The sequence below is a fragment of the Trinickia sp. Z7 genome, from assembly GCF_056498045.1.
Map to the genome: position 1 here is coordinate 60,129 of NZ_JAUEQW010000006.1, position 18,737 is coordinate 78,865.

An 18,737-nucleotide genomic window follows, 5' to 3' on the forward strand; every position below is an offset into this window, starting at 1 on the left:
ACGCGATTATAGAGACACTTTGCGCGGGTGCGCAAGCCCCCGGCGTTACTTTTTTTCCTCTTGGTGATAGCGCGTGACACGCTCGACTTCGTTCTTCGAACCGAGGAAGACCGCCACGCGCTCGTGCAGGCTTCTCGGCTGGATGTCCAAGATGCGCTCCACGCCGTTGGTGGCCGCGCCGCCCGCTTGCTCGACGATGAACGACATCGGATTCGCTTCGTACATGAGCCGCAGCTTGCCCGGCTTGTCGGGCGTGCGCTTATCGGCCGGGTACATGAAGATGCCGCCGCGATTCAAAATGCGGTGCACGTCGGCCACCATCGATGCAACCCAGCGCGTGTTGAAGTCGGTTTGGCGAGGCCCTGTCTTGCCGGCCAGCAGTTCGCCCACGTAGCGCTGCACGGGTTCGTACCAGTGCCGCTCGTTCGACCCGTTGATCGCGTATTCGCGCGTCTCCGCCGGGATCTGCAGGTTGTTGTGCGTGAGCACCCACGAGCCCAGTTCGCGATCGAGCGTGAAGCAGTTCACGCCGTTGCCGGTCGTCAGCACGAGTACGGTTTGCGGCCCATACACGGCATAGCCGGCCGCCACTTGCTGCCGGCCCGGTTGCAGGAACGACTCCTCCGTCGCCTCCTGGCCATCCGGGCAGCGCAGCACGGAGAAGATGGTGCCGATCGAGACGTTCACGTCGATGTTCGACGAACCGTCGAGCGGATCGAACACGAGCAGATACTCGCCGCGCGGGTAGTTCGACGGAATCGGGAACAGCGTTTCCATCTCCTCGGACGCCATGGCCGCGAGGTTGCCGCCCCATTCATTGGCGTCGAGCAAGATTTCGTTGGACAGGACGTCGAGTTTCTTCTGCACTTCGCCTTGCACGTTCTCGGTGCCGGCCGTGCCCAGCGCCTCGCCCAGTGCGCCTTTGCTCACGTGATAGCTGATGAGTTTGCAGGCACGCGCGACGACCTCGATCAGAAGACGCAAGTCGGCGGGCAGATTGTTCGTTTCTCGCTGCTGCTCGATCAGGAATTTAGTCAGGGTGGTGCGACGTTGCAAAGCCATTGCGGTGCTCCGAAAGCCATGGGAATGCGACGATTTTACCCGTGGGCCGCGCCGCGCCCCTGCGTTTTTGTAAGCATCCGTACGGCACGCACCGTTCGCGCGCTAGCGCGCGGCCTGCATGCGCGAAAAAAAACGGCGCCGCAGCGCCGTTCTGCCGGACGTCCCGGCGTTCCAGCGGGCGGCCTTCGCCCGCTGGAACGCGGCGCCGGATAGGCGCTCACGCGAGCGCTTTTTCGACGATCTCTTTGACGTCGCGAGACTTCACTTGCGTCGCGACTTGTTCCAGCGTCGCGCGCATCCGCTCGCGCAGTGCCGGCGTGTATCGGCGCCAGAGTTCGAGCGAGCGGGCAAGCCGCGCGGCCACTTGCGGATTGAGCGCATCGAGCGCGATCACTTGCTCTGCCCAGAACGCGTAGCCCGAACCGTCGGCGGCGTGGAACTGCGCCGGGTTTGCCGCGCAGAAGCTGAAAATCAGCGAGCGCGCCCGGTTGGGATTGCGCAGCGTGAACGCCGGATGAGCCATCAGTTTGCGCACGATGTCGATCACGCGGCGCTTGGCGCTGCCTCGCTGCGTGGCTTGCAGCGCAAACCACTTGTCGATGACGAGCGGCTCTTTTTCGAAGCGGCGATAAAAGTCGTCCAACGCCCGCTCGGCGGCGCCCTCGCCAACTTCCGCGGCCGACGCCGCGAGCAGGGCGGCCAGCGCCGCGGCGCGGTCCGTCATGTTGTCTGCGCTATCGTATTGCGCGCTGGCGTGCGCGATCGCATCGGCCGGATCGTCGAGTTCGGCAAGATACGCGAGTGCAAGATTCTTCAATGCGCGATGGCCGGCCGCTTGCGCGGTGGGTTCGTACGCGCCGGGCGTGCCATGCCGTTGGTAGATCGCGAGCCATTCGCTCTTGAGCGCCGTCGCCAGGCGCTTGCGCGCGAATTGGCGCGCCGCATGCACCGCCGCGGGATCGGCTTGCTCCATTTGCTCGGCGAGATAGGCCTCCGACGGCAGCATCATTGCCAGCTCGCGGAACGCGGGCGAGAGTGATTCGTCGCTCAACACGCGCGCGAACGCGGCGACCGTGGAATCGTCCAGCGCAAGCGGTTGGCCCGCCGCCGCGCGGCCGGCCAGCGCCAGCAATTCCCGCGTGGCGAGCCGCTGGCCCGCTTCCCAGCGGTTGAACGGATCGCTGTCGTGCGCAAGCAGGAAGGCGAGATCGTCGTTGGTGTACTCGTACTCGACGATGACCGGCGCGGAAAAATTGCGAGCGAGCGAGGGCAGCGGCGCTTCTTTCACATCGACGAAGGTGAACGTCTGTTCTTGTTCCGTCAGTTCAAGAATGCGCGTCGTGCCCGAGGCGGCGGCCTCGCCTTCCAGGCGCAGCGCCATGTCTTCGCCGTTGCGGCCGATGAGGCCGATGGCAAACGGTATCAACAGCGGCCCCGTTTGCGTTTCGCGCGCGGCCGGCGCGGCCTCGCCATAGCTTTGCGCGAGCGTGACGCTGTAGCGCTGAGCGGCGGCGTCGTAGTGGGCGCGCACGGACACGCGCGGCGTTCCCGCTTGGCTGTACCAGCGTTCGAATTGCGCGAGGTCCCGGCCGTTGGCATCGGCCATGGCGTGCCGGAAATCGTCGCAGGTCACCGCTTGGCCGTCGTGACGCTTGAAGTACAAATCCATGCCGCGCCGAAAGCCCTCGCGGCCGAACAGCGTTTGATACATCCGCACGACCTCCGCGCCTTTCTCGTAGACGGTCATCGTGTAGAAGTTGTTGATCTCGACGTAGCTTTCCGGGCGCACGGGGTGCGCCATGGGACCCGCATCTTCGGCGAACTGCATTTGGCGCAGCACGCGAACGTCCTCGATTCGCTTCACGGCGCGCGCCGTTTCGTCGGTCGCGCCGCCTTGCATGTCGGCCGAGAACTCTTGGTCGCGGAAGACGGTGAGCCCTTCCTTCAAGCTCAACTGGAACCAGTCGCGGCACGTGACGCGGTTGCCCGTCCAATTGTGGAAATACTCGTGCCCGACCACGGCCTCCACATTGGCGAAGTCCGTATCGGTGGCGGTTTCTTGATTCGCGAGCACGTACTTCGTATTGAAGATGTTGAGCCCTTTGTTCTCCATCGCGCCCATGTTGAAATCGCTGACGGCGACGATCATGAACCGGTCGAGATCGAGCTCGAGACCGAAGCGCTCCTCGTCCCAGCGAATCGAGTGAATCAGCGAATCCATCGCGTGCCGGGTCTTGTCGAGATCTTGCGGCTCCACCCAGACTTGCAGCAGCTTTTCCTTGCCCGAGCCGGTGCGGATGCGTTCCTCGAGCGCGACGAGCTTGCCCGCGACGAGCGCGAACAAATAGCTTGGCTTCTTGAACGGGTCTTCCCATTTGGCGAAGTGGCGTCCGTCGGCAAGCTCGCCTTCTTCCACGAGATTGCCGTTGGACAAAAGCACCGGATACGCCGCTTTATCGGCGCGCAGGGTAACCGTGTAGGTTGCCATGACGTCCGGGCGGTCGAGGAAGTAAGTAATGCGGCGAAAGCCCTCGGCTTCGCACTGCGTGAAGAAGTTGCCGCTCGATACGTAGAGCCCCGACAGCGTCGTGTTTTCGGCGGGGTTGCACGCGCTTTCGATCGTGAGTTCGAAGGCGTCGGGCGTGTTCTCGATCGTCAGGCCGTGCTCGTGCACGCGCACGGCGCCGCCGGGCAGCGCGGCGCCGTCGATCGCGGCGGCGATGAACTCGAGCGCCTCGCCCAGCAATTCCAGGGGCGCATCCGGTGCAGCTTCGGGGTTGCGCCGCACCCGCATCGTGTTCTTCACGAGCGTGCGTTCGGGCACGAGATCGAATTCGAGTGCGACGGAATCGACGAGAAAGGCGGGCGCTGCATAGTCGGCCCGGCGGATCACAGCGGGATTGGCGGTATCGGACATGGCGGATGGATGAGAGAAACCGGATTCGGCTCGCGTACCCTGGTAAGGGTGCCTCGCGCGAGGGTAGTCGTCCATTGTACAAAGGCGCGAGCGAATATGCCGAAACGAGCGGCGACTTTGGATGCGCGGCTCGGTCGGCGGTATCATCGTGGCCATTCGCGCGGCGCTTGCGCGAGTTGACGAGAAAGGCGAGGGCAACGAAATGAAGTGGGAACGATTATGGCGCGCCGTCGTGCCGGCGGTGGCGGCGACGATGGTGTTGCTATCGGGCTGCACGACCTATGTGTCGACGCAGGTGACGGCCTTCTCGAATTGGAGCGGCAGCGATGCGACGCGCACGTATGCATTCGCGCGCACGGGCGAGCAGCAAAACAGCATCGAGCAGGCTACTTACGAGCAACTCGTCGCGATCGAATTGGAGGCGAATGCGTTTCGGCAAACCGCCAGCGCGAATGCCCATTACTTGGTCGGGCTGACATATTCGACGCACGGCGATACCGTGACGATCACCCAGCCCGTGTTCTACGGCAGCCCCTGGCCCGGCCCCTACTGGCGGCCGTTGAATCCGTGGGGGCCGTTCGGTCCGTTTCCGCCCGATTACGTGACGCAAAGTTACCCCGTGTTCACGCATACGCTCGGTATCAGGATCAGCGAGCGCGGCTCCGGTAGGGAGGTTTACAACGTCACAGCACGCAACACGAGCGAAGATTCGTCGCTCGTGCACGCCATGCCGTATCTCGTGCGTAGCGCGCTGGCCGATTTCCCGCTCGCCAACGGCGCGGTGCGTACGGTGCGGATTCGCTACGACAAACATGGCGCCGTGCTGACGAACGAAGTGCCCGTTGCGCCGCAGCCGGCGAGCGCCTCGAGCGCCGCGCCCAAGTAGGCCGACCTAGGTCCATTTAGGTCCATTTAGGTCCATTTCGGCCCATTTTGACCCATGCGCAACCGCGCCCGGCCAGGTTGCGCTCGGGGCAAGCAGCGGGGGCAGGCGACGCGCGGGCGTATCAGGCGCTGCGCCGCCGGGTTCGTCGCCTCGGTTTCGGGTTCGCGCATGCGCCGCCCGCGGGGCCGCGAGCCGTGGCTACGGTCGGGGGGACCGGTTTAGCCGGCGTGGATGAACGCAAGCGCGCCGAGAACGACGAACAACACGGCGGCGACCGCATGGACCGCTTTCGTGGGCAACCGGTGAGCAAAGCGTTCGCCGAGCAGGATTGCCGGTACGTTGGCGAGCATCATGCCGAGCGTCGTCCCGGCCACGACCCCGAAGAAATCGTGGAAGCGGGCGGCGAGGGCCACGGTGGCGATTTGCGTCTTGTCGCCCATCTCCGCCAAGAAGAAGGTGGCGAGCGTCGTGCCGAACACGCCCAGGTGGCTGCGCCCGACATTCGCCTCGTTCGGGTCCAGCTTATCGGGAATCAGCACCCAGACCCCCATGACGACGAATGAAACACCCAACGCCCAACGCATGATCGAGGGCGTGAGCAGCGCGCCGAGCCAAGCGCCGAGCGCGCCCGCGCCGGCGTGATTGGCGAGGGTCGCGGCGAGCACGCCGAGCATGATGGGCACCGGCTTGCGATAGCGCGCGGCGAGCACGAGCGAGAGCAGTTGGGTCTTGTCGCCGATTTCGGCAAGCGCGACGGCTCCCGTCGAGATCAGAAAGGCTTGTTCCACGTGATGGTCTTCCTCGGGCCGAGATATGAGCGAGCGACGACCCACCGCGCAGCCGGGCCCTGAAAGCGGCATGCGCAGGGGTCATCGGTCTCGCCAGGCCAAAGGCTGCGTCCGCCATGGCTCGTATGAGCCAAGTGTGTTGACGTACGCCCCCGCGACGCGTGCGCGCTGCCGATCGGTCAAGCTCGATCGATTCGGGCGATCGCATTCGATCGCCTCGGCGTGCAGCGGACGTGGCGGGGCGGCTACTCCCCAATGAGCGGCGGATTCTAGCACATGATGAGGGTTTTGAATCGCGCGCTGCATGGCCGGAACTGCGCGGCGCTTCGAGAGCCGTGGCTGGCGTGCAATTGGGCAAACGGGACCTTCGCGCAGCGTCGCGCGAATGCTACGTCTAACGCTAATGCTGTTTTTGGGACCGAATTTTCAGTAATATTTCGCCCGGCGGATCCGGGACGCCTGAAATAGACTTGAAAAATAAATGAAAGCATTTGCCGCAGCTGAGCGGTAGGTAAATGCGATTGCGGTTATGCCCGGGTAATCCACGACACGAACAAAATCGACCAACTCGGGGTGTGGTACGCGGGGCGCTTTCGGGCTTTCGTCGTTCGCATCTTTACGCCGGGGAACCGGCGATCACGATTCGTAAGCGAACGAACGATATGCTCGACCTGCGCTGGACCATTCCAGTCGCCCGGTGGTCATCCTGGCCAGCCGGCGCGGCCGCGACGCCCGATATCGGCTTCATCGAGCCGCTCGTGCGCCGCCGGTTGAGCACGCTCACGAAAATGGCGTTGAAGGTCGCGCACGATTGCGCGGCCCATTGCGACGCCGTGCGCCTGGTGTTCGCTTCCCGTCATGGTGAATTGGGCCGCACCACGGGCATTCTCGACGACATCGTAGCGGGGCAGCCCGTCTCGCCCGCGGCTTTCAGCTTATCCGTCCTCAATGCGATGGCGGGCGTCTACAGCATCGCGCGTCGCGATCGCTCGCCCGCAACGGCCATCTCGGCCGGCGCGGAGACGCTCGGCTACGCATTGCTCGAAGCGCACGCGCAATACAGCGCGGATTCGGCTACACCGGTGCTCGTGGTGTACGCCGACGAACCTGCCGACGCACGCTACGGAAGCATCGCTCACGAAGCATCGGCGGGCGCGCTCGCCGTGCTGCTCGATCGTGACGCTCGCTGGCGGCTCGAGTGCGCGATGGGGCCGGCGCACGCAGGGCAGTGCGCTTCGGCGTTCGCCACGCAAAGCGACGCATTGAGGCATGGCCTCGCGGCCGGCGCGGCGGCGACATGGCAGGGCGTGGGCCGCAGTTGGGCGTGGGCGGTGCACGAGGGCGGCTCGATATGAACGCAAGCGTGATGGCGCGCATCGATCGCTCGTGGCGCCTGGTGGCTACGGGCGCCGCATTCACGGCCTTCGGCGCGTGCGGCGTGCTGTTCTCGGTCGTCGTCTTTCCGTTCGCCTGGCTATGGCCGCATCGCGCGTCGAGTCAACGCGTCGTGGCCGCGGTCATTCATTGGTTCTTTCGGGCACTCGTGGCATTGCTCGAGGCGCTCGGCGTCATGAAACTCGAGGTCAGCGGTGCCGAGGCGCTATCGGCGCGCGGCCCCGCCATCGTGGTCGCCAACCACCCCACGTATCTCGACGTGGTGCTCTTGCTCGCACTCACCCCGCGTGCCTGCTGCGTGGTGAAAAACGCCCATTGGGGCAATCCGTGCTTTTGGGGCATCGTGCGCGCCGCTCGATACGTCAGCAACGCCGATCCGTCCGAGCTGATCGAAGCGGGAGCGCGCCAATTGGCCGCCGGCTACACGATGATCGTCTTCCCCGAAGGCACGCGCAGCCCCGGCGGCGACCGGCTGCATCCGTTTTCGCGCGGGTTCGCGCATATGGCGTTGCGCGCAGGCGTTCCCGTGCGCCCCGTCTTGATCGATTGCGACCCGCCCGCCTTCACCAAACATATGCGCTGGTATCACGTGCCGAGAAGGCCGTTCCGCATGCGCGTCGCCGTGCTCGAGCCGCTTGCCCTCGAGCGTTTCACCGCCGTCGATACGCCGCCAGCCGCGGCTGCGCGTGTCCTCGCGCACGGGGTTCAAGCTCATATCACCGAGCATCTGTTCGCTTATGGATTCTTTAAAACTCGAAATTAAGCAGTTGTTGATCGAGGCGCTCGATCTCGAAGATTTGCGTCCCGACGACATCGATGACGACGCGCCGCTGTTCGACACCGATGGCGTAGGGCTCGATTCGATCGACGCGCTCGAGGTCGGGATCGTGCTGCGCAAGCGCTACGCGCTGACCATCGCCGCCAACGACGAGCGCACGCGCGAGCATTTTCGCTCGATCAACACGCTTGCCGCGTTCGTGCAAAGTCAGCGCGCGCTGGCTTTCACCCACGCCGACACCGCAACGAAAGGGGAGTGAACCGTGACCGATACCGAGATCCTCGAGCGCATCCGCGCCATCTTCAACGAAAACTTCGCGATCGAGCCGGAGCGCGTCACGCCCGAGGCGCATCTGTTCGACGACCTGGATCTCGATAGCATCGATGCCGTCGATTTGGCGATCAAGCTGCAGGAAATGACGGGGCGCCGCATCAAGCCCGAAGAGTTCAAATCCGTGCGCACGGTCGGCGACGTCATCGGCGCAGTCGAATCGCTGCTGGCGGCTTGAGCCGATGGGAGCGGCTTCGACCGGCGCGCGAGCGCCCGTGCGAGCGGCGCCGCTCACGCGCGTGCGCGCGATCGCCAACGTGGCGCTCAAGCTCGCCTACCCGCTCGTGATCCTTGCGTTCCTGCGGCTCGGTTCGCCGCGGTTCATCGGGCTCGCATTGCTCGCGTTGCTTTGGCTGCAGCGCTGGCTCGGGGCCGGCAGCGTCGCTGCGCTGCTCGCCGGGTTCACTCGGCTCGAATGGGCGCTGGCGCTCGTCATGAGCGGCTTGTCGGCGGCCATTGCCGCGACCGATAGCGAAACGTTGCTGCGCGTGTACCCCATCGTCGTGAACGCCGGCATGCTGATCGCCTTCGGCGCCTCGCTTTTTCACGGCGGCCCGTCGATGATCGAGAAATTTGCGCGCGTGCGGCGGCCCGAGCTCGACGCACGCGCCGTGCGCTACACGCGGCGTGTGACGCAGCTCTGGTGCGGGTTCTTCGTATGCAACGGCGCCATTTCCGCAGCTTGCGCACTGTGGGGCTCGCGTGTGCAGTGGGCGTTCTACAACGGCGTCGTCACCTATCTGTTGATCGGCGCGTTGATCGTGGCCGAGATCGCTTGGCGCCATACGGTCGTTTTGCGGAGGGCCGCGCGTTGAACGCCGCTTTCGCCGCTTTGCACGAGTTGCTTTGCGTGCCGCGAGAAGACACGACGCCGGTCTGCATCGACCAAGCGACGGTGCTCGATTTCCGCGCTTTCAAGGGGCGCGTCGACGCCTTCGCGCGCTGGCTCGAACCGTCGGCCGGGCAACGTGTCGCCGTGTGCCTGGACGATCCCTTCGATTTCGCCTGCGCGTTGTTCGCGGTGCTCGCGTGCGGGAAGGAACCGGTGATCCCCTCTACCGCGACCCCGGCGTATTTGGCGCTGCTCGGCGATTGCTACGACCTCCTGCTGACCGCCGCGCAGGTGTGCGAGGTCGATGCGTGCGCCGGCGCCGATGTGTGCGAGCGCCGTATCGCCGTCAATGCCCCGTTGACGCTTTATACGTCCGGCAGTAGCGGCTCGCCCAAGGCGGTGCGTAAGACGCTGGCGCAGTTCGACGCCGAAGTGCGCACGCTCGAGACGCAGTGGGGGCGCATCGTCGCGGACGCAACGATGCTCGCCAGCGTGCCGCATCGGCACATTTACGGGCTGCTGTTTCGCGTGTTTTGGCCTCTGGCGGCCGGGCGCTCGTTCGATCGGCACCATTGCGCCGAGCCGTTGCAACTCCAAGCGCGCCTGTCGCAGGTCGGCGTCGCGGCGGTAGTCTCCAGCCCCGCGCAGTTGGCGCGCTGGGTCGAATTGCCCGGCTTCGATGCCCTCGCCCCGCAGCCGTGTGCATTTTTCTCATCGGGCGGGCCGCTCGGCGAAGATACCGCGATCGCTTATGCGCAACGTTTCGGCAGCGCCCCCATCGAGATCTACGGCAGCACCGAAACGGGCGGCATCGCATGGCGCCGGCGCGATCGCTCGGACGCTTGGCAGCCGGTGGCCGGTGCGCAACTGCGATGCGACGCCGACGGCGCGTTGATGGTGCGTTCGCCGCATCTCGGGCACGATGGCTGGCATCGAACCGACGATGCGGTCACGTTCGACGAGGCGGGCCGCTTCAGGCTCGCCGGTCGGCTCGACCGCGTCGCGAAGCTGGACGGAAAACGCGTATCGCTGCCCGAGATCGAGCGCTATCTCGCGCGGCACCCGTACGTGACGCAGGCCGCGGCCGTCGTGCTGGCCGGCGCGGCGCGCGAACGGCTCGGCGTGCTGGTCGCGCTGAGCGGCGAAGGGTGCGCGGCATTGGCCGAACGCGGGCGCGTGGCGCTGGCCAAGTCGCTGCGCGCGCATTTGGGCGAGTTCGTCGATACCGTCGTGCTGCCGCGCCGCTGGCGCTTTTGTACCGCACTGCCGTTCGATGCACGCGGCAAGCTGCCGGCCGCGACCGTCGCCGCCGCGTTCCAAGCGCGCGAGCAGGGGATGGAAGTGCTCGCGCAGTTCGTGCATCGAGAGGTGCTGCACTACGAACTTCGCGTGCCGCCCACGCTCGTGCATTTCGCCGGGCACTTTCCCGGATTGCCGATCCTACCGGGCGTCGTGCAGATCGATTGGGCGATCGGCCTGGGCGCAGAGCATTGGCCGGAGGTGCGTTCGATCGCCGCGATCGAGCGGCTCAAGTTCATGGCCCCGGTGCCGCCGGGCGCGATCTTGCATCTGACGCTGTCGAACGACGCCGGGCGCGGCAGGATGCGCTTCGCGTTTCGCCTAGGCGCGCGCGATAGCGCATCGGGCATCGTCGCCTATCGGGGGGCGGCATGAGCGTGCATGCCGCCATCGTCATTCCGATCTACAACCACAAAGCGGAAATCGGCGCGACGCTCGCACGGCTGATGCCGTATGCATTGCCGATCATCGTCGTCGACGACGGCAGCGACGAGGCGACCCAAGCGGTGCTCGCCGAATTGGCCGAGCGCTGGTCGCCGCGCGTGTCCCTGTTGCGGCTGCCGCGCAACGGCGGCAAGGGGGCGGCCGTGATGGCGGGGTTGCGCGCCGCGCGCGCGGCGGGCTTCACCCATGCGCTGCAGATCGATGCGGATGGCCAGCACGATGCGGCAGACGTGCCGCGCTTTCTCGACGCTGCGCGGGCCGAGCCGCTCGCCGTCGTGCTCGGGCGGCCCGTCTACGACGCGACCGTGCCCAAGGCGCGGCTCTATGGCCGCTATCTGACGCACGTGTGGGTGTGGATCGAAACGCTGTCGTTCGCGATTCCGGATGCGATGTGCGGCTTTCGACTTTATCCGCTGGACGCGGCCTGTGCGCTCATCGATTCCGTGTCACTGCCCACGCGCATGGATTTCGATATCGAAATTCTCGTGCGCTTGTCGTGGCGATCGATTCGTTTCGTGACCCTCCCGACTCGCGTCACTTATGCGCCCGGTGGTTTGTCTCATTTCGACGTGGTGCGCGACAACGTGCGCATCAGCAAAAGCCATACGCGTCTCGTCGCGGGCATGCTCGTGCGCTTGCCGGCACTGCTCGCGCGAAAGGTGTTGCCGCGCGAGCGCCCGGTCGCGGCGGGCGGTGGCCACGCAGGGCGTTGGTGGCGCATCGCCGAGCGCGGCAGCCGCACCGGCATGCAGTTTCTCGCGCTGAGTTGCCGGCTGCTCGGCACGCGCGCCACGCGCCTTTGGCTGCATCCGATCGTCGCGTATTTCCTGCTGACGGGGCAGGGGGCGCGGCTCGAATCGCATCGCTACTTCGCGCGCTTGCGCGACGCCTCGCCGGTGGGGACGACGCCCGAACCCGGCTGGCGGTCGGCGTATCGGCACATGTTCGCCTTCGCCGAGGCAGGCCTGGACAAGCTAGCGGCCTGGACCGGGCGCGTCGCGCACGATGAGGTCGATTTCGACGATCCGTCCGCGTTCGACGCGCTGGTCGCGAGCGGTAAAGGCGCGCTCGTGATCGGCGCGCATTTGGGCAACCTCGAGATGTCGCGTGCGTTGGCGGTGCGGGGGATGCACGCCAAGGTGACGGCCGTCGTCTATACGGAGCATGCGCGGCGGTTCAACAGCGTGTTGGCGCGCGCGCATAACGAGTTCGCGAGCCGGATGGTGCAAGTGACGGACTTCGGTCCCGAGACGGCAATGCTGCTGCAGCAACGTATCGATGCGGGGGAATTGCTCGTCATCGTCGGCGATCGCGTGCCGGCGCACGAATCGGGTCGTGTCACGCAGGCGTCGTTCCTCGGCGCGGCGGCGCCCTTCGCGCAGGGCCCGTATGTCCTCGCGCATGCACTCGGCTGTCCCGTGTATTTGCTGTTTTGCTTGAAGGAGCGTGGTCGCTATCGGCTGTATTTCGAGCCGTTCGCCGAGCGCATTCGGTTGCCTCGCGCCGAGCGCGCCACGCATCTAGCCGAGCATGCGAGCCGCTTTGCGCAGCGGCTCGAATACTACTGCCGCAAGGCCCCCTTCCAATGGTTCAATTTTTTCGATTTCTGGGCGAGCCAGAGAGGAGCGGCCGATGGCCGAAGATGATTTGACCGCGCGTCGCACCGCGCCAGCGCCGGCCAAGGCGAGTGCGGCCGTCCGCATCGGCGGCCGCCGCCTGACGATCGAAGACGTCGCGGCGATCGCGTTCGGCCGCGCCGGCGTCGCCCTGAACGACGACGCGGGATGGCGCGCGCAGATCGAGCGCGGAGCGCAGTTCCTGCGTGCGCGCCTGGCGGCCGGCGCGACGGTGTACGGCGTCAATACCGGCTACGGCGACGCTTGCGTCGTCAACGTGCCACCGGAGTTGGTCGAGGCGTTGCCGCTGCAACTCACGCGCTACCACGGCTGTGGCATGGGGCGTTTGCTCGATCCGGCCGAAACGCGCGCCGTCATTGCCGCGCGGCTCAATTCGCTCGCCTACGGTTATTCGGGCGTGCGCGTGGTGCTGCTCGAACGGCTGGCCGATCTGATCAACTTCGATATCCTGCCGCGCATTCCCGCCGAGGGTTCGGTCGGCGCGAGCGGCGATTTGACGCCGCTCTCGTACGTCGCGGCGGCGCTCGTCGGGGAGCGCGACGTCGAATTCGGCAAGCGCGTGCGTCCGGCCGCCGATGTATGGGCCGAACTCGCGCGCGTCCCGCTCCAACTGGCGCCCAAGGAAGGCCTGGCGTTGATGAACGGCACGGCGGTCATGACGGGCCTCGCTTGCCTCGCCTTCATGCGGGCCGCGCAATTGACCCGATTGGCCGCGCGCTTGACGGCGTTGTGCACGGTTGCGCTCGACGGCCGCGCGGCGCATTTCGACGCGATGATCTTCGAAGTGAAGCCCCATGCCGGGCAGGCGCAAGCCGCGGCGTGGATTCGCGAGGATCTCGCCGGCCGTGAAGATGCGAGCGGGCAGCGATTGCAGGATCGCTACTCGATCCGCTGCGCGCCGCATGTCATCGGCGTGGCGCAAGACGCGCTTTCCTGGGTCCGGCGCGACGTCGAAAACGAGCTCAACAGCGCGAACGATAACCCGCTGATCGACGTGGACGGCGAGCGCGTCCTGCACGGCGGCAATTTCTACGGCGGCCACATCGCCTTTGCGATGGATGCGTTGAAGACGGCCGTGGCCAATTTGGCCGACTTGATGGACCGGCAATTCGCGCTGATCGTCGACGACAAATTCAACAACGGTCTGCCGCGCAACCTGTCCGGTGCGAGCGCGGCGCGCTTGCCGATCAGCCACGGTTTCAAGGCGGTGCAAATCTCGTCGTCGGCGTGGACGGCGGAAGCGCTGAAGCTCACGATGCCGGCCAGCGTGTTTTCACGGTCGACGGAGGCGCACAACCAAGACAAAGTGAGCATGGGCACGATCGCGGCTCGCGACTGCCTGCGCGTGCTCGAGCTGACCGAGCAGGTCGCTGCCGCCCATACGCTCGCGGCGGTCCAGGCGGCGCGGCTGCGAATGTCGGTCACGCCCGGCGCATCGCTCACCGCGCCGCTCGAGCAATTCGTCGAGCGAGTCGCGGCGCTCTCTGCCTTCGTCGGCGACGACCGTCCGCTCGAGCACGATCTGCGTTTGCTGACGCGGCATATCGCCGACGGGGCGCTCGTGGGCGCTGAGGCGGTGCAATAGATGGATCGGGCTCGCTTACCGCTCATGGCCGCCGCGCGCGTGGAAGTGCCGTTTCACGACGTCGATGCGATGAACGTCTGCTGGCACGGCCACTATCTGAAGTACTTCGAGATCGGCCGCGCGGCATTGCTGCGCACGTTCGATTACGACTATCCGGCGATGCAGGCCTCCGGCTATCTTTGGCCGATCGTCGAGGCGCATCTGAAATACGTGCGGCCCGCGGCCTATGGGCAAGCGCTGGAGGTGCGCACCGAACTGCTCGAATTCGAGAATCGTCTCAAGATCGGTTATGAAATCGTCGATGTCGCCTCGGGCGAACGACTGACGAAGGGATACACGATTCAGGTCGCCGTCTGCGCCGCGACGCGGGAGCTCCAATTCGTTTCCCCTGCAATCGTGTTCGAAAAGTTGGGGCAACGATGAACGCGCTCAGGCAATCGGTGGCGTCGCGCGACGTTTTCCATCCGATGCGCGTGACGCGCGCAATGTTCGTCATAGGCGTCATGTGGGCGATCTCGGCCGTAGGCGCGCTCGGGTCCACGAGCGCCGCGGCCGCCGCCGCGAGCGCGGCCTTGCCTTCCGCGGCGGCTGCCTCATCGGCCGGCGTCGCGGCGAACGATGCCGCGCTCGTCGCTCGCATCGCGGGGCAACTCGCTCAGAAGGGCGGCGTGCGCACGCACTTTCGGCAGACACGGACACTCGCCGCACTGTCGAGCCCGCTCGTCAGTACCGGCGCGCTGGTGTTCGAACGCGATCGCGGGGTGATTTGGCGTATGGACACGCCGTATCGCGTGACCTATGTCATCGGCGATACGAGCGTCAAGAAAATCGATGCCGGCGGCCATTCATCGACGAGCGCGCTCGCGCGCGGCTCGATGGGACAAGTCTCGCGCATGATGCGCGCATTGGTCGGCGGCGACTTGTCGGCCCTTTATTCGCAATTCGACGTCGCCGCGAGCGGTACGCCCGCACGATGGCGCTTGCAACTCACGCCGAATCAGCCGCAGCTCGCACAGTTCGTCAAGGCGTTGCGCATGGAAGGGGACGCCTATCTGCAAATGTTGGAAGTCACCGGCGCCAATGGCGATACCACGCGCATCGAGTTTTCGGGCAGCGAGCCGGTCGACGCCCTGTCGCCGGCCGAACTCGCCCTGTTCGGGGCGCGCTGATGGAAGCGGTCCAGACGTTCGACGCTACACGAAGACGCCACGTGCTGTTTGCTTGGGCGCTGCTGATGTGCGTGGCGCTAGGCTACTGCGGATGGCGTTTTCTCGAGCCGGGGTGGGGCGCGCGTGCGTCGGCGCCGCCGTTGCAAACGGACCTGCTCGCGCTGCTGCCGAAAACCGAGGCCGATCCGGCCGCGGAGCAAGCGCTCGATGCGTTGGCGAAATCGATGGGAGAGCGCGCGGTCTACGTCGTGACGAGCCATGATGCCGAGCGCGCGAAAGGCGCGGCTCGACGGCTGGCGCAGTCACTCTCCGCGAGTGGCGCCTTTGGCAGCGTCCTTGCCCAAGTGCCGCCGTTCGATGCGACGCAGGTTACCCGCTTTTATTTGCCGTATCGGTTCGGATTGCTCACCCCGGGGGATCGCGCAGCACTGACCGACGGCGCGGCAAGGTTGCCCGAACTCGTCGCGCAACGTCTTTTCGACCCATTGCTGGCCGGGCTCTCGGCGCCGCTCGTGGACGATCCGTTCGGCTGGTTGAGCCGTTGGCTCGGCGCGCTGCCGCTGGCGGCGTCGAATCTGAGCCTCGAAGATGGCATGCTCGTCGCGCACCGCGGCGCGGCGGCGAGCGTGCTGGTTGCCGCGACGCTGCCCGGTTCGGCCTACGAGACGTCGGTCCAAGCCGCGGTTCGCCACGCGACGGCGAGCGCGGAAGGTCTCGTGCTGCGCGATTACCCCGACGCGCAAATCGTGCGCACCGGCGCCGTGTTTTACGCCGATGCGGCCCGTCGTGCATCGGAGCGCGACGTGCATCGCATCGGCTTGTGGTCCGCGGGCGGCATCGCTCTGTTGATGCTTTGGGTGTTTCGTTCCCCCCGGCTGATCGTGCTCGGCTTTCTTTCCACGGCGATCGGCATCGGTTGCGCGCTGGCGGTGACGCTGGCCGTGTTCGGGCAACTGCATTTGCTCACGCTCGTATTCGGGGCGAGCTTGATTGGCGAGGCGGTCGATTATTCCATTCAATACTTCGTGCTTTATCTGAGCGCGGGGCAGCGCTGGGATGCCGGGCGCGGGGTGCGCGAAGTGCGCCCTGCGTTGCTCGTCGCGCTCGCGACGAGCCTGCTCGGCTACGCGATTCTGGCCTGGGCGCCGTTTCCGGCGCTCAAGCAAATTGCCTGCTTCGCGATGGTCGGCATTGCAATGGCGTTCGCCTCCGTGGCCTCGCTTCTGCCTGCGATGCTGAAGCGGGGGCCATCGCATACGCCGGCCTACCTGTTCGACGGCGCGGCGAAGCTGCTGTCACGTTGGCAAGCGTTGTTTGCCGGCCGCCGGGCTTGGTTTGCTGCCGGACTCGCGCTCGTCTTGGCGCTCCCGGGATGGCTGCGCTTGCAGAGCGACGACGACATCCACCTGCTGGTTCAGCGCGATGCTTCGCTCGTTGCGCAGGAACGGGAGGTGCGCGAAATCATCGGCATCGACGCGGGCGCCCAGTTCTTCGTGGTCAAGGGCCCGACGCCGGAGGCCGTGCTCGAGCGCAGCGAAGCGCTTGGCGAACGGCTCGATCTGCCCCTGGCTGGAACCCGGCTTGCCGGTTGGCAGTCGGTCTCTCAATTCGTGCCGTCGGCGCGGCAGCAGGGGGCCAACCGTGCGCTACTCGCATCGACGGTGCTGCGCGTTCCCGACACGCTGCGCAACACATTGGTCGGCGCGGGGTTTCGCGATGAAGCGGCGCGTCGGTACGTCGATGCGTGGACGCAACCGACTAGCAAGCCGCTGACGCTCGACGCATGGCTCGCCACACCGTGGTCGCGGCCGTTTCGCCATTTGTGGATCGGGGCCGTCAAGCGAGCGGGCGCGCAGCCCGAGTACGCGGCCATCGTCATGCCCATCGGCGCTACCGCCGCGCAATTGCCCGCGCTGGCGAGCCTCGCGCGCAGCGAGCCCGGCGTCGCGTTCGTGGACAAGGCCGCGAGCGTATCGCGGCTATTCGGCGCATATCGTGTCGATAGCGCCGTGTGGCTCGCGGCTGCGACGGCACTCGTGCTCGTCTTGCTGGCCGTGCGCTATGGGGTGCGTGCCGGAGCGCGGGTCCTGCTGCCGGTCGGAGTGGCGATCGCCTTGGCGTTGGCTGCCTTCGGCTATGCCGGTGTCTCGCTGACGCTGTTCAATTGGCTCGCTTTGATGCTGGTGCTTGGCGTCGGCGTCAACTACGCCGTGTTTTTGCGCGAAGGGTGCGTGCGTCGTAACGCCGATCTGGGCGCGGTTTGGACGGGCGTCGCGCTATCGGCCGCGACGACGCTGCTTTCGTTCGGATTGCTGGCAATGAGCACGATGCCGGTATTGAAGACATTCGGCGCCACGCTCGCGCTTGGCATCGCCGTTTCGGTGCTGCTCGCGCCGATCGGGATGCCCGCTTACAAGAAGGATCGCCCGTGACCCGCGCACACGTCTATCTGCATGCCCTGGGTATGGTCAACGCTCTAGGGGCGGACACCGATGCGGTTGCCGCCGCGCTGGCGACAGGCGTCGCTCCCGGGATCGGACGGGTGACATTCGGCGGCGATGAGGGAGCTTACGTCGGCCGTGCGCAAGGCGCCCTCGAGCTTGCTCCGCCGCCGCATCTGGCCAATTACGATTGCCGCAACAACCGCCTTCTGCTGATGGCGTTGGCGCAGATCGAGCCGGTCGTGCAAGCGGCTTGCGCGCGATACGGCGCGGCGCGCGTCGGCGTGGTGCTGGGCACGAGCACCTCGGGCATCGGCGCAGGCGAAGCGGCGTTGGGGGTGGCGAACGCGCTCGCCGGCGGGCAAGCGCCTTTCGACTACGCGCAAATGGAAATCGGCTCGGGCGCGCCGTTCGCAGCCGCCTATCTGGGAGTGCAGGGGCCTGCGTTCACGATTTCGACGGCATGCACGTCGAGCGCGAAAGCCTTCGCCGCCGCGCGCCGCTTGCTGCAACTGAACCTGTGCGACGCACTGGTCGTGGGCGGCGTCGATTCGCTGTGCGAGTTGACCTTGCGCGGCTTCGCCGCCCTCGAATCGACGAGCCACGAGCGCACGAACCCGATGAGTTCGAATCGCGCCGGCATCAATATCGGCGAGGGGGCGGCCGTATTCCTCATGAGCCGCGAGGAGGGGCCGGCGGTCTTGGCCGGCGTCGGCGAATCGAGCGACGCCCATCACATTTCAGCACCGGACCCGTCCGGCCTCGGTGGAGAGCAAGCGCTGCGCGCCGCTTTGGCGGATGCGGGCATGCCGGCGTGCGCAATCGGCTATGTGAATTTGCATGCAACGGCCACGCGCAAGAACGACGAGATGGAAGCGCGCTTGATGGCTCGCGTGTTCCCCCAGGGGGTGGCGGCAAGCGGCACGAAGCCGCTGACGGGCCATACGCTGGGCGCGGCGGGGGCGACCGAACTCGGGTTCGCGTGGCTCTCGCTCGTGCGCGAGGGGACCATGCTGCCGCGTCATCTGTGGGACGGCGTGGCCGACCCCGCACTGCCGCCGCTCGATCTCGTCGAGCACGAGCGGCGGCTGGCGCGAGGCCTGGGTGTCATGAGCAACTCGTTCGCGTTTGGCGGAAGCAACGTGAGCCTCGTGCTCGCCCATTGAAGGAACGA

General features: G+C 66.2%; 16 protein-coding genes and 1 riboswitch. Of the genes, 13 read left to right on the plus strand and 3 right to left on the minus strand.

Annotated elements, in window-relative coordinates; translation table 11 throughout:
* Window positions 1-45: 45 nt before the first annotated feature.
* Both QQS38_RS12700 and pepN read right to left on the minus strand, forming a co-directional pair.
* Entirely contained in the window at window positions 46-1,062 is a 1,017-nt protein-coding gene (locus QQS38_RS12700) for a class 1 fructose-bisphosphatase (RefSeq protein ID WP_479645736.1), read from the minus strand.
* Window positions 1,063-1,279: 217 nt separating this feature from the next.
* A complete protein-coding gene (gene pepN / locus QQS38_RS12705; protein ID WP_479645737.1) occupies window positions 1,280-3,979 on the minus strand; it encodes an aminopeptidase N in 2,700 nt (899 codons plus the stop codon).
* Between the two features lie 202 nt (window positions 3,980-4,181).
* Here pepN and QQS38_RS12710 point away from each other — a divergent pair, with 202 nt between their 5' ends.
* Complete coding sequence (locus QQS38_RS12710; RefSeq protein WP_479645966.1) at window positions 4,182-4,865, plus strand: DUF4136 domain-containing protein; 684 nt, start codon at window positions 4,182-4,184, stop codon at window positions 4,863-4,865.
* Window positions 4,866-5,083: 218 nt separating this feature from the next.
* Here QQS38_RS12710 and QQS38_RS12715 read toward each other — a convergent pair whose 3' ends face one another.
* Window positions 5,084-5,653 carry a TMEM165/GDT1 family protein gene (locus tag QQS38_RS12715; RefSeq protein ID WP_479645738.1) on the minus strand — a complete coding sequence of 190 codons (570 nt, stop codon included), beginning with the start codon at window positions 5,651-5,653 and terminating at the stop codon, window positions 5,084-5,086.
* Between the two features lie 55 nt (window positions 5,654-5,708).
* Window positions 5,709-5,919: riboswitch (yybP-ykoY riboswitch) on the minus strand.
* 396 nt (window positions 5,920-6,315) lie between these two features.
* On the opposite strand from QQS38_RS12715, the gene QQS38_RS12720 reads away from it, so the two are divergent.
* The 12 genes from QQS38_RS12720 to QQS38_RS12775 are packed head-to-tail and all read left to right on the plus strand — an operon-like array spanning window position 6,316 to window position 18,729.
* Entirely contained in the window at window positions 6,316-7,008 is a 693-nt protein-coding gene (locus QQS38_RS12720; RefSeq protein ID WP_479645739.1) for a beta-ketoacyl synthase chain length factor, read from the plus strand.
* Window positions 7,009-7,016: 8 nt separating this feature from the next.
* On the plus strand, window positions 7,017-7,811 hold the full coding sequence (locus QQS38_RS12725) for a lysophospholipid acyltransferase family protein (RefSeq protein WP_479645967.1): 795 nt from the start codon (window positions 7,017-7,019) through the stop codon (window positions 7,809-7,811).
* A complete protein-coding gene (locus tag QQS38_RS12730) occupies window positions 7,786-8,085 on the plus strand; it encodes a phosphopantetheine-binding protein (RefSeq protein ID WP_479645740.1) in 300 nt (99 codons plus the stop codon). The genes QQS38_RS12725 and QQS38_RS12730 overlap by 26 nt, the downstream gene beginning before the upstream one ends.
* Window positions 8,086-8,088: 3 nt before the next feature.
* Window positions 8,089-8,334 (plus strand): acyl carrier protein, encoded by a 246-nt coding sequence (locus QQS38_RS12735; protein ID WP_479645741.1) that lies wholly within the window; start codon window positions 8,089-8,091, stop codon window positions 8,332-8,334.
* 4 nt (window positions 8,335-8,338) lie between these two features.
* Window positions 8,339-8,971, plus strand: a complete 633-nt coding sequence (locus QQS38_RS12740) for a COG4648 family protein (RefSeq protein ID WP_479645742.1) — start codon at window positions 8,339-8,341, stop codon at window positions 8,969-8,971.
* On the plus strand, window positions 8,968-10,662 hold the full coding sequence (locus QQS38_RS12745; protein ID WP_479645743.1) for an ApeI family dehydratase: 1,695 nt from the start codon (window positions 8,968-8,970) through the stop codon (window positions 10,660-10,662). The genes QQS38_RS12740 and QQS38_RS12745 overlap by 4 nt, the downstream gene beginning before the upstream one ends.
* A complete protein-coding gene (locus tag QQS38_RS12750; RefSeq protein ID WP_479645744.1) occupies window positions 10,659-12,377 on the plus strand; it encodes a glycosyltransferase family 2 protein in 1,719 nt (572 codons plus the stop codon). The genes QQS38_RS12745 and QQS38_RS12750 overlap by 4 nt, the downstream gene beginning before the upstream one ends.
* The gene (locus QQS38_RS12755) at window positions 12,364-13,953 is read left to right on the plus strand and encodes an HAL/PAL/TAL family ammonia-lyase (RefSeq protein ID WP_479645745.1); all 1,590 of its coding nucleotides are present in this window, start codon (window positions 12,364-12,366) and stop codon (window positions 13,951-13,953) included. Before QQS38_RS12750 ends, QQS38_RS12755 begins: the two co-directional genes overlap by 14 nt.
* Entirely contained in the window at window positions 13,954-14,376 is a 423-nt protein-coding gene (locus QQS38_RS12760; RefSeq protein WP_479645746.1) for an acyl-CoA thioesterase, read from the plus strand.
* On the plus strand, window positions 14,373-15,122 hold the full coding sequence (locus tag QQS38_RS12765) for an outer membrane lipoprotein carrier protein LolA (protein ID WP_479645747.1): 750 nt from the start codon (window positions 14,373-14,375) through the stop codon (window positions 15,120-15,122). The genes QQS38_RS12760 and QQS38_RS12765 overlap by 4 nt, the downstream gene beginning before the upstream one ends.
* Window positions 15,122-17,554, plus strand: coding sequence for an MMPL family transporter (locus QQS38_RS12770; RefSeq protein WP_479645748.1), 2,433 nt, complete (start codon window positions 15,122-15,124; stop codon window positions 17,552-17,554). The genes QQS38_RS12765 and QQS38_RS12770 overlap by 1 nt, the downstream gene beginning before the upstream one ends.
* A complete protein-coding gene (locus QQS38_RS12775) occupies window positions 17,551-18,729 on the plus strand; it encodes a beta-ketoacyl-[acyl-carrier-protein] synthase family protein (RefSeq protein WP_479645749.1) in 1,179 nt (392 codons plus the stop codon). The genes QQS38_RS12770 and QQS38_RS12775 overlap by 4 nt, the downstream gene beginning before the upstream one ends.
* Window positions 18,730-18,737 lie beyond the last annotated feature (8 nt).

What these genes read in the sequence shown, in the direction of transcription:
- QQS38_RS12700 (WP_479645736.1), bottom strand. Translation starts at nt 1,062, where the DNA reads ATGGCTTTGCAACGTCGCACCACCCTGACTAAATTCCTGATCGAGCAG.
- pepN (WP_479645737.1), bottom strand. Translation starts at nt 3,979, where the DNA reads ATGTCCGATACCGCCAATCCCGCTGTGATCCGCCGGGCCGACTATGCA.
- QQS38_RS12710 (WP_479645966.1), top strand. Translation starts at nt 4,182, where the DNA reads ATGAAGTGGGAACGATTATGGCGCGCCGTCGTGCCGGCGGTGGCGGCG.
- QQS38_RS12720 (WP_479645739.1), top strand. Translation starts at nt 6,316, where the DNA reads ATGCTCGACCTGCGCTGGACCATTCCAGTCGCCCGGTGGTCATCCTGG.
- QQS38_RS12730 (WP_479645740.1), top strand. Translation starts at nt 7,786, where the DNA reads ATGGATTCTTTAAAACTCGAAATTAAGCAGTTGTTGATCGAGGCGCTC.
- QQS38_RS12740 (WP_479645742.1), top strand. Translation starts at nt 8,339, where the DNA reads ATGGGAGCGGCTTCGACCGGCGCGCGAGCGCCCGTGCGAGCGGCGCCG.
- QQS38_RS12750 (WP_479645744.1), top strand. Translation starts at nt 10,659, where the DNA reads ATGAGCGTGCATGCCGCCATCGTCATTCCGATCTACAACCACAAAGCG.
- QQS38_RS12755 (WP_479645745.1), top strand. Translation starts at nt 12,364, where the DNA reads ATGGCCGAAGATGATTTGACCGCGCGTCGCACCGCGCCAGCGCCGGCC.
- QQS38_RS12760 (WP_479645746.1), top strand. Translation starts at nt 13,954, where the DNA reads ATGGATCGGGCTCGCTTACCGCTCATGGCCGCCGCGCGCGTGGAAGTG.
- QQS38_RS12765 (WP_479645747.1), top strand. Translation starts at nt 14,373, where the DNA reads ATGAACGCGCTCAGGCAATCGGTGGCGTCGCGCGACGTTTTCCATCCG.
- QQS38_RS12770 (WP_479645748.1), top strand. Translation starts at nt 15,122, where the DNA reads ATGGAAGCGGTCCAGACGTTCGACGCTACACGAAGACGCCACGTGCTG.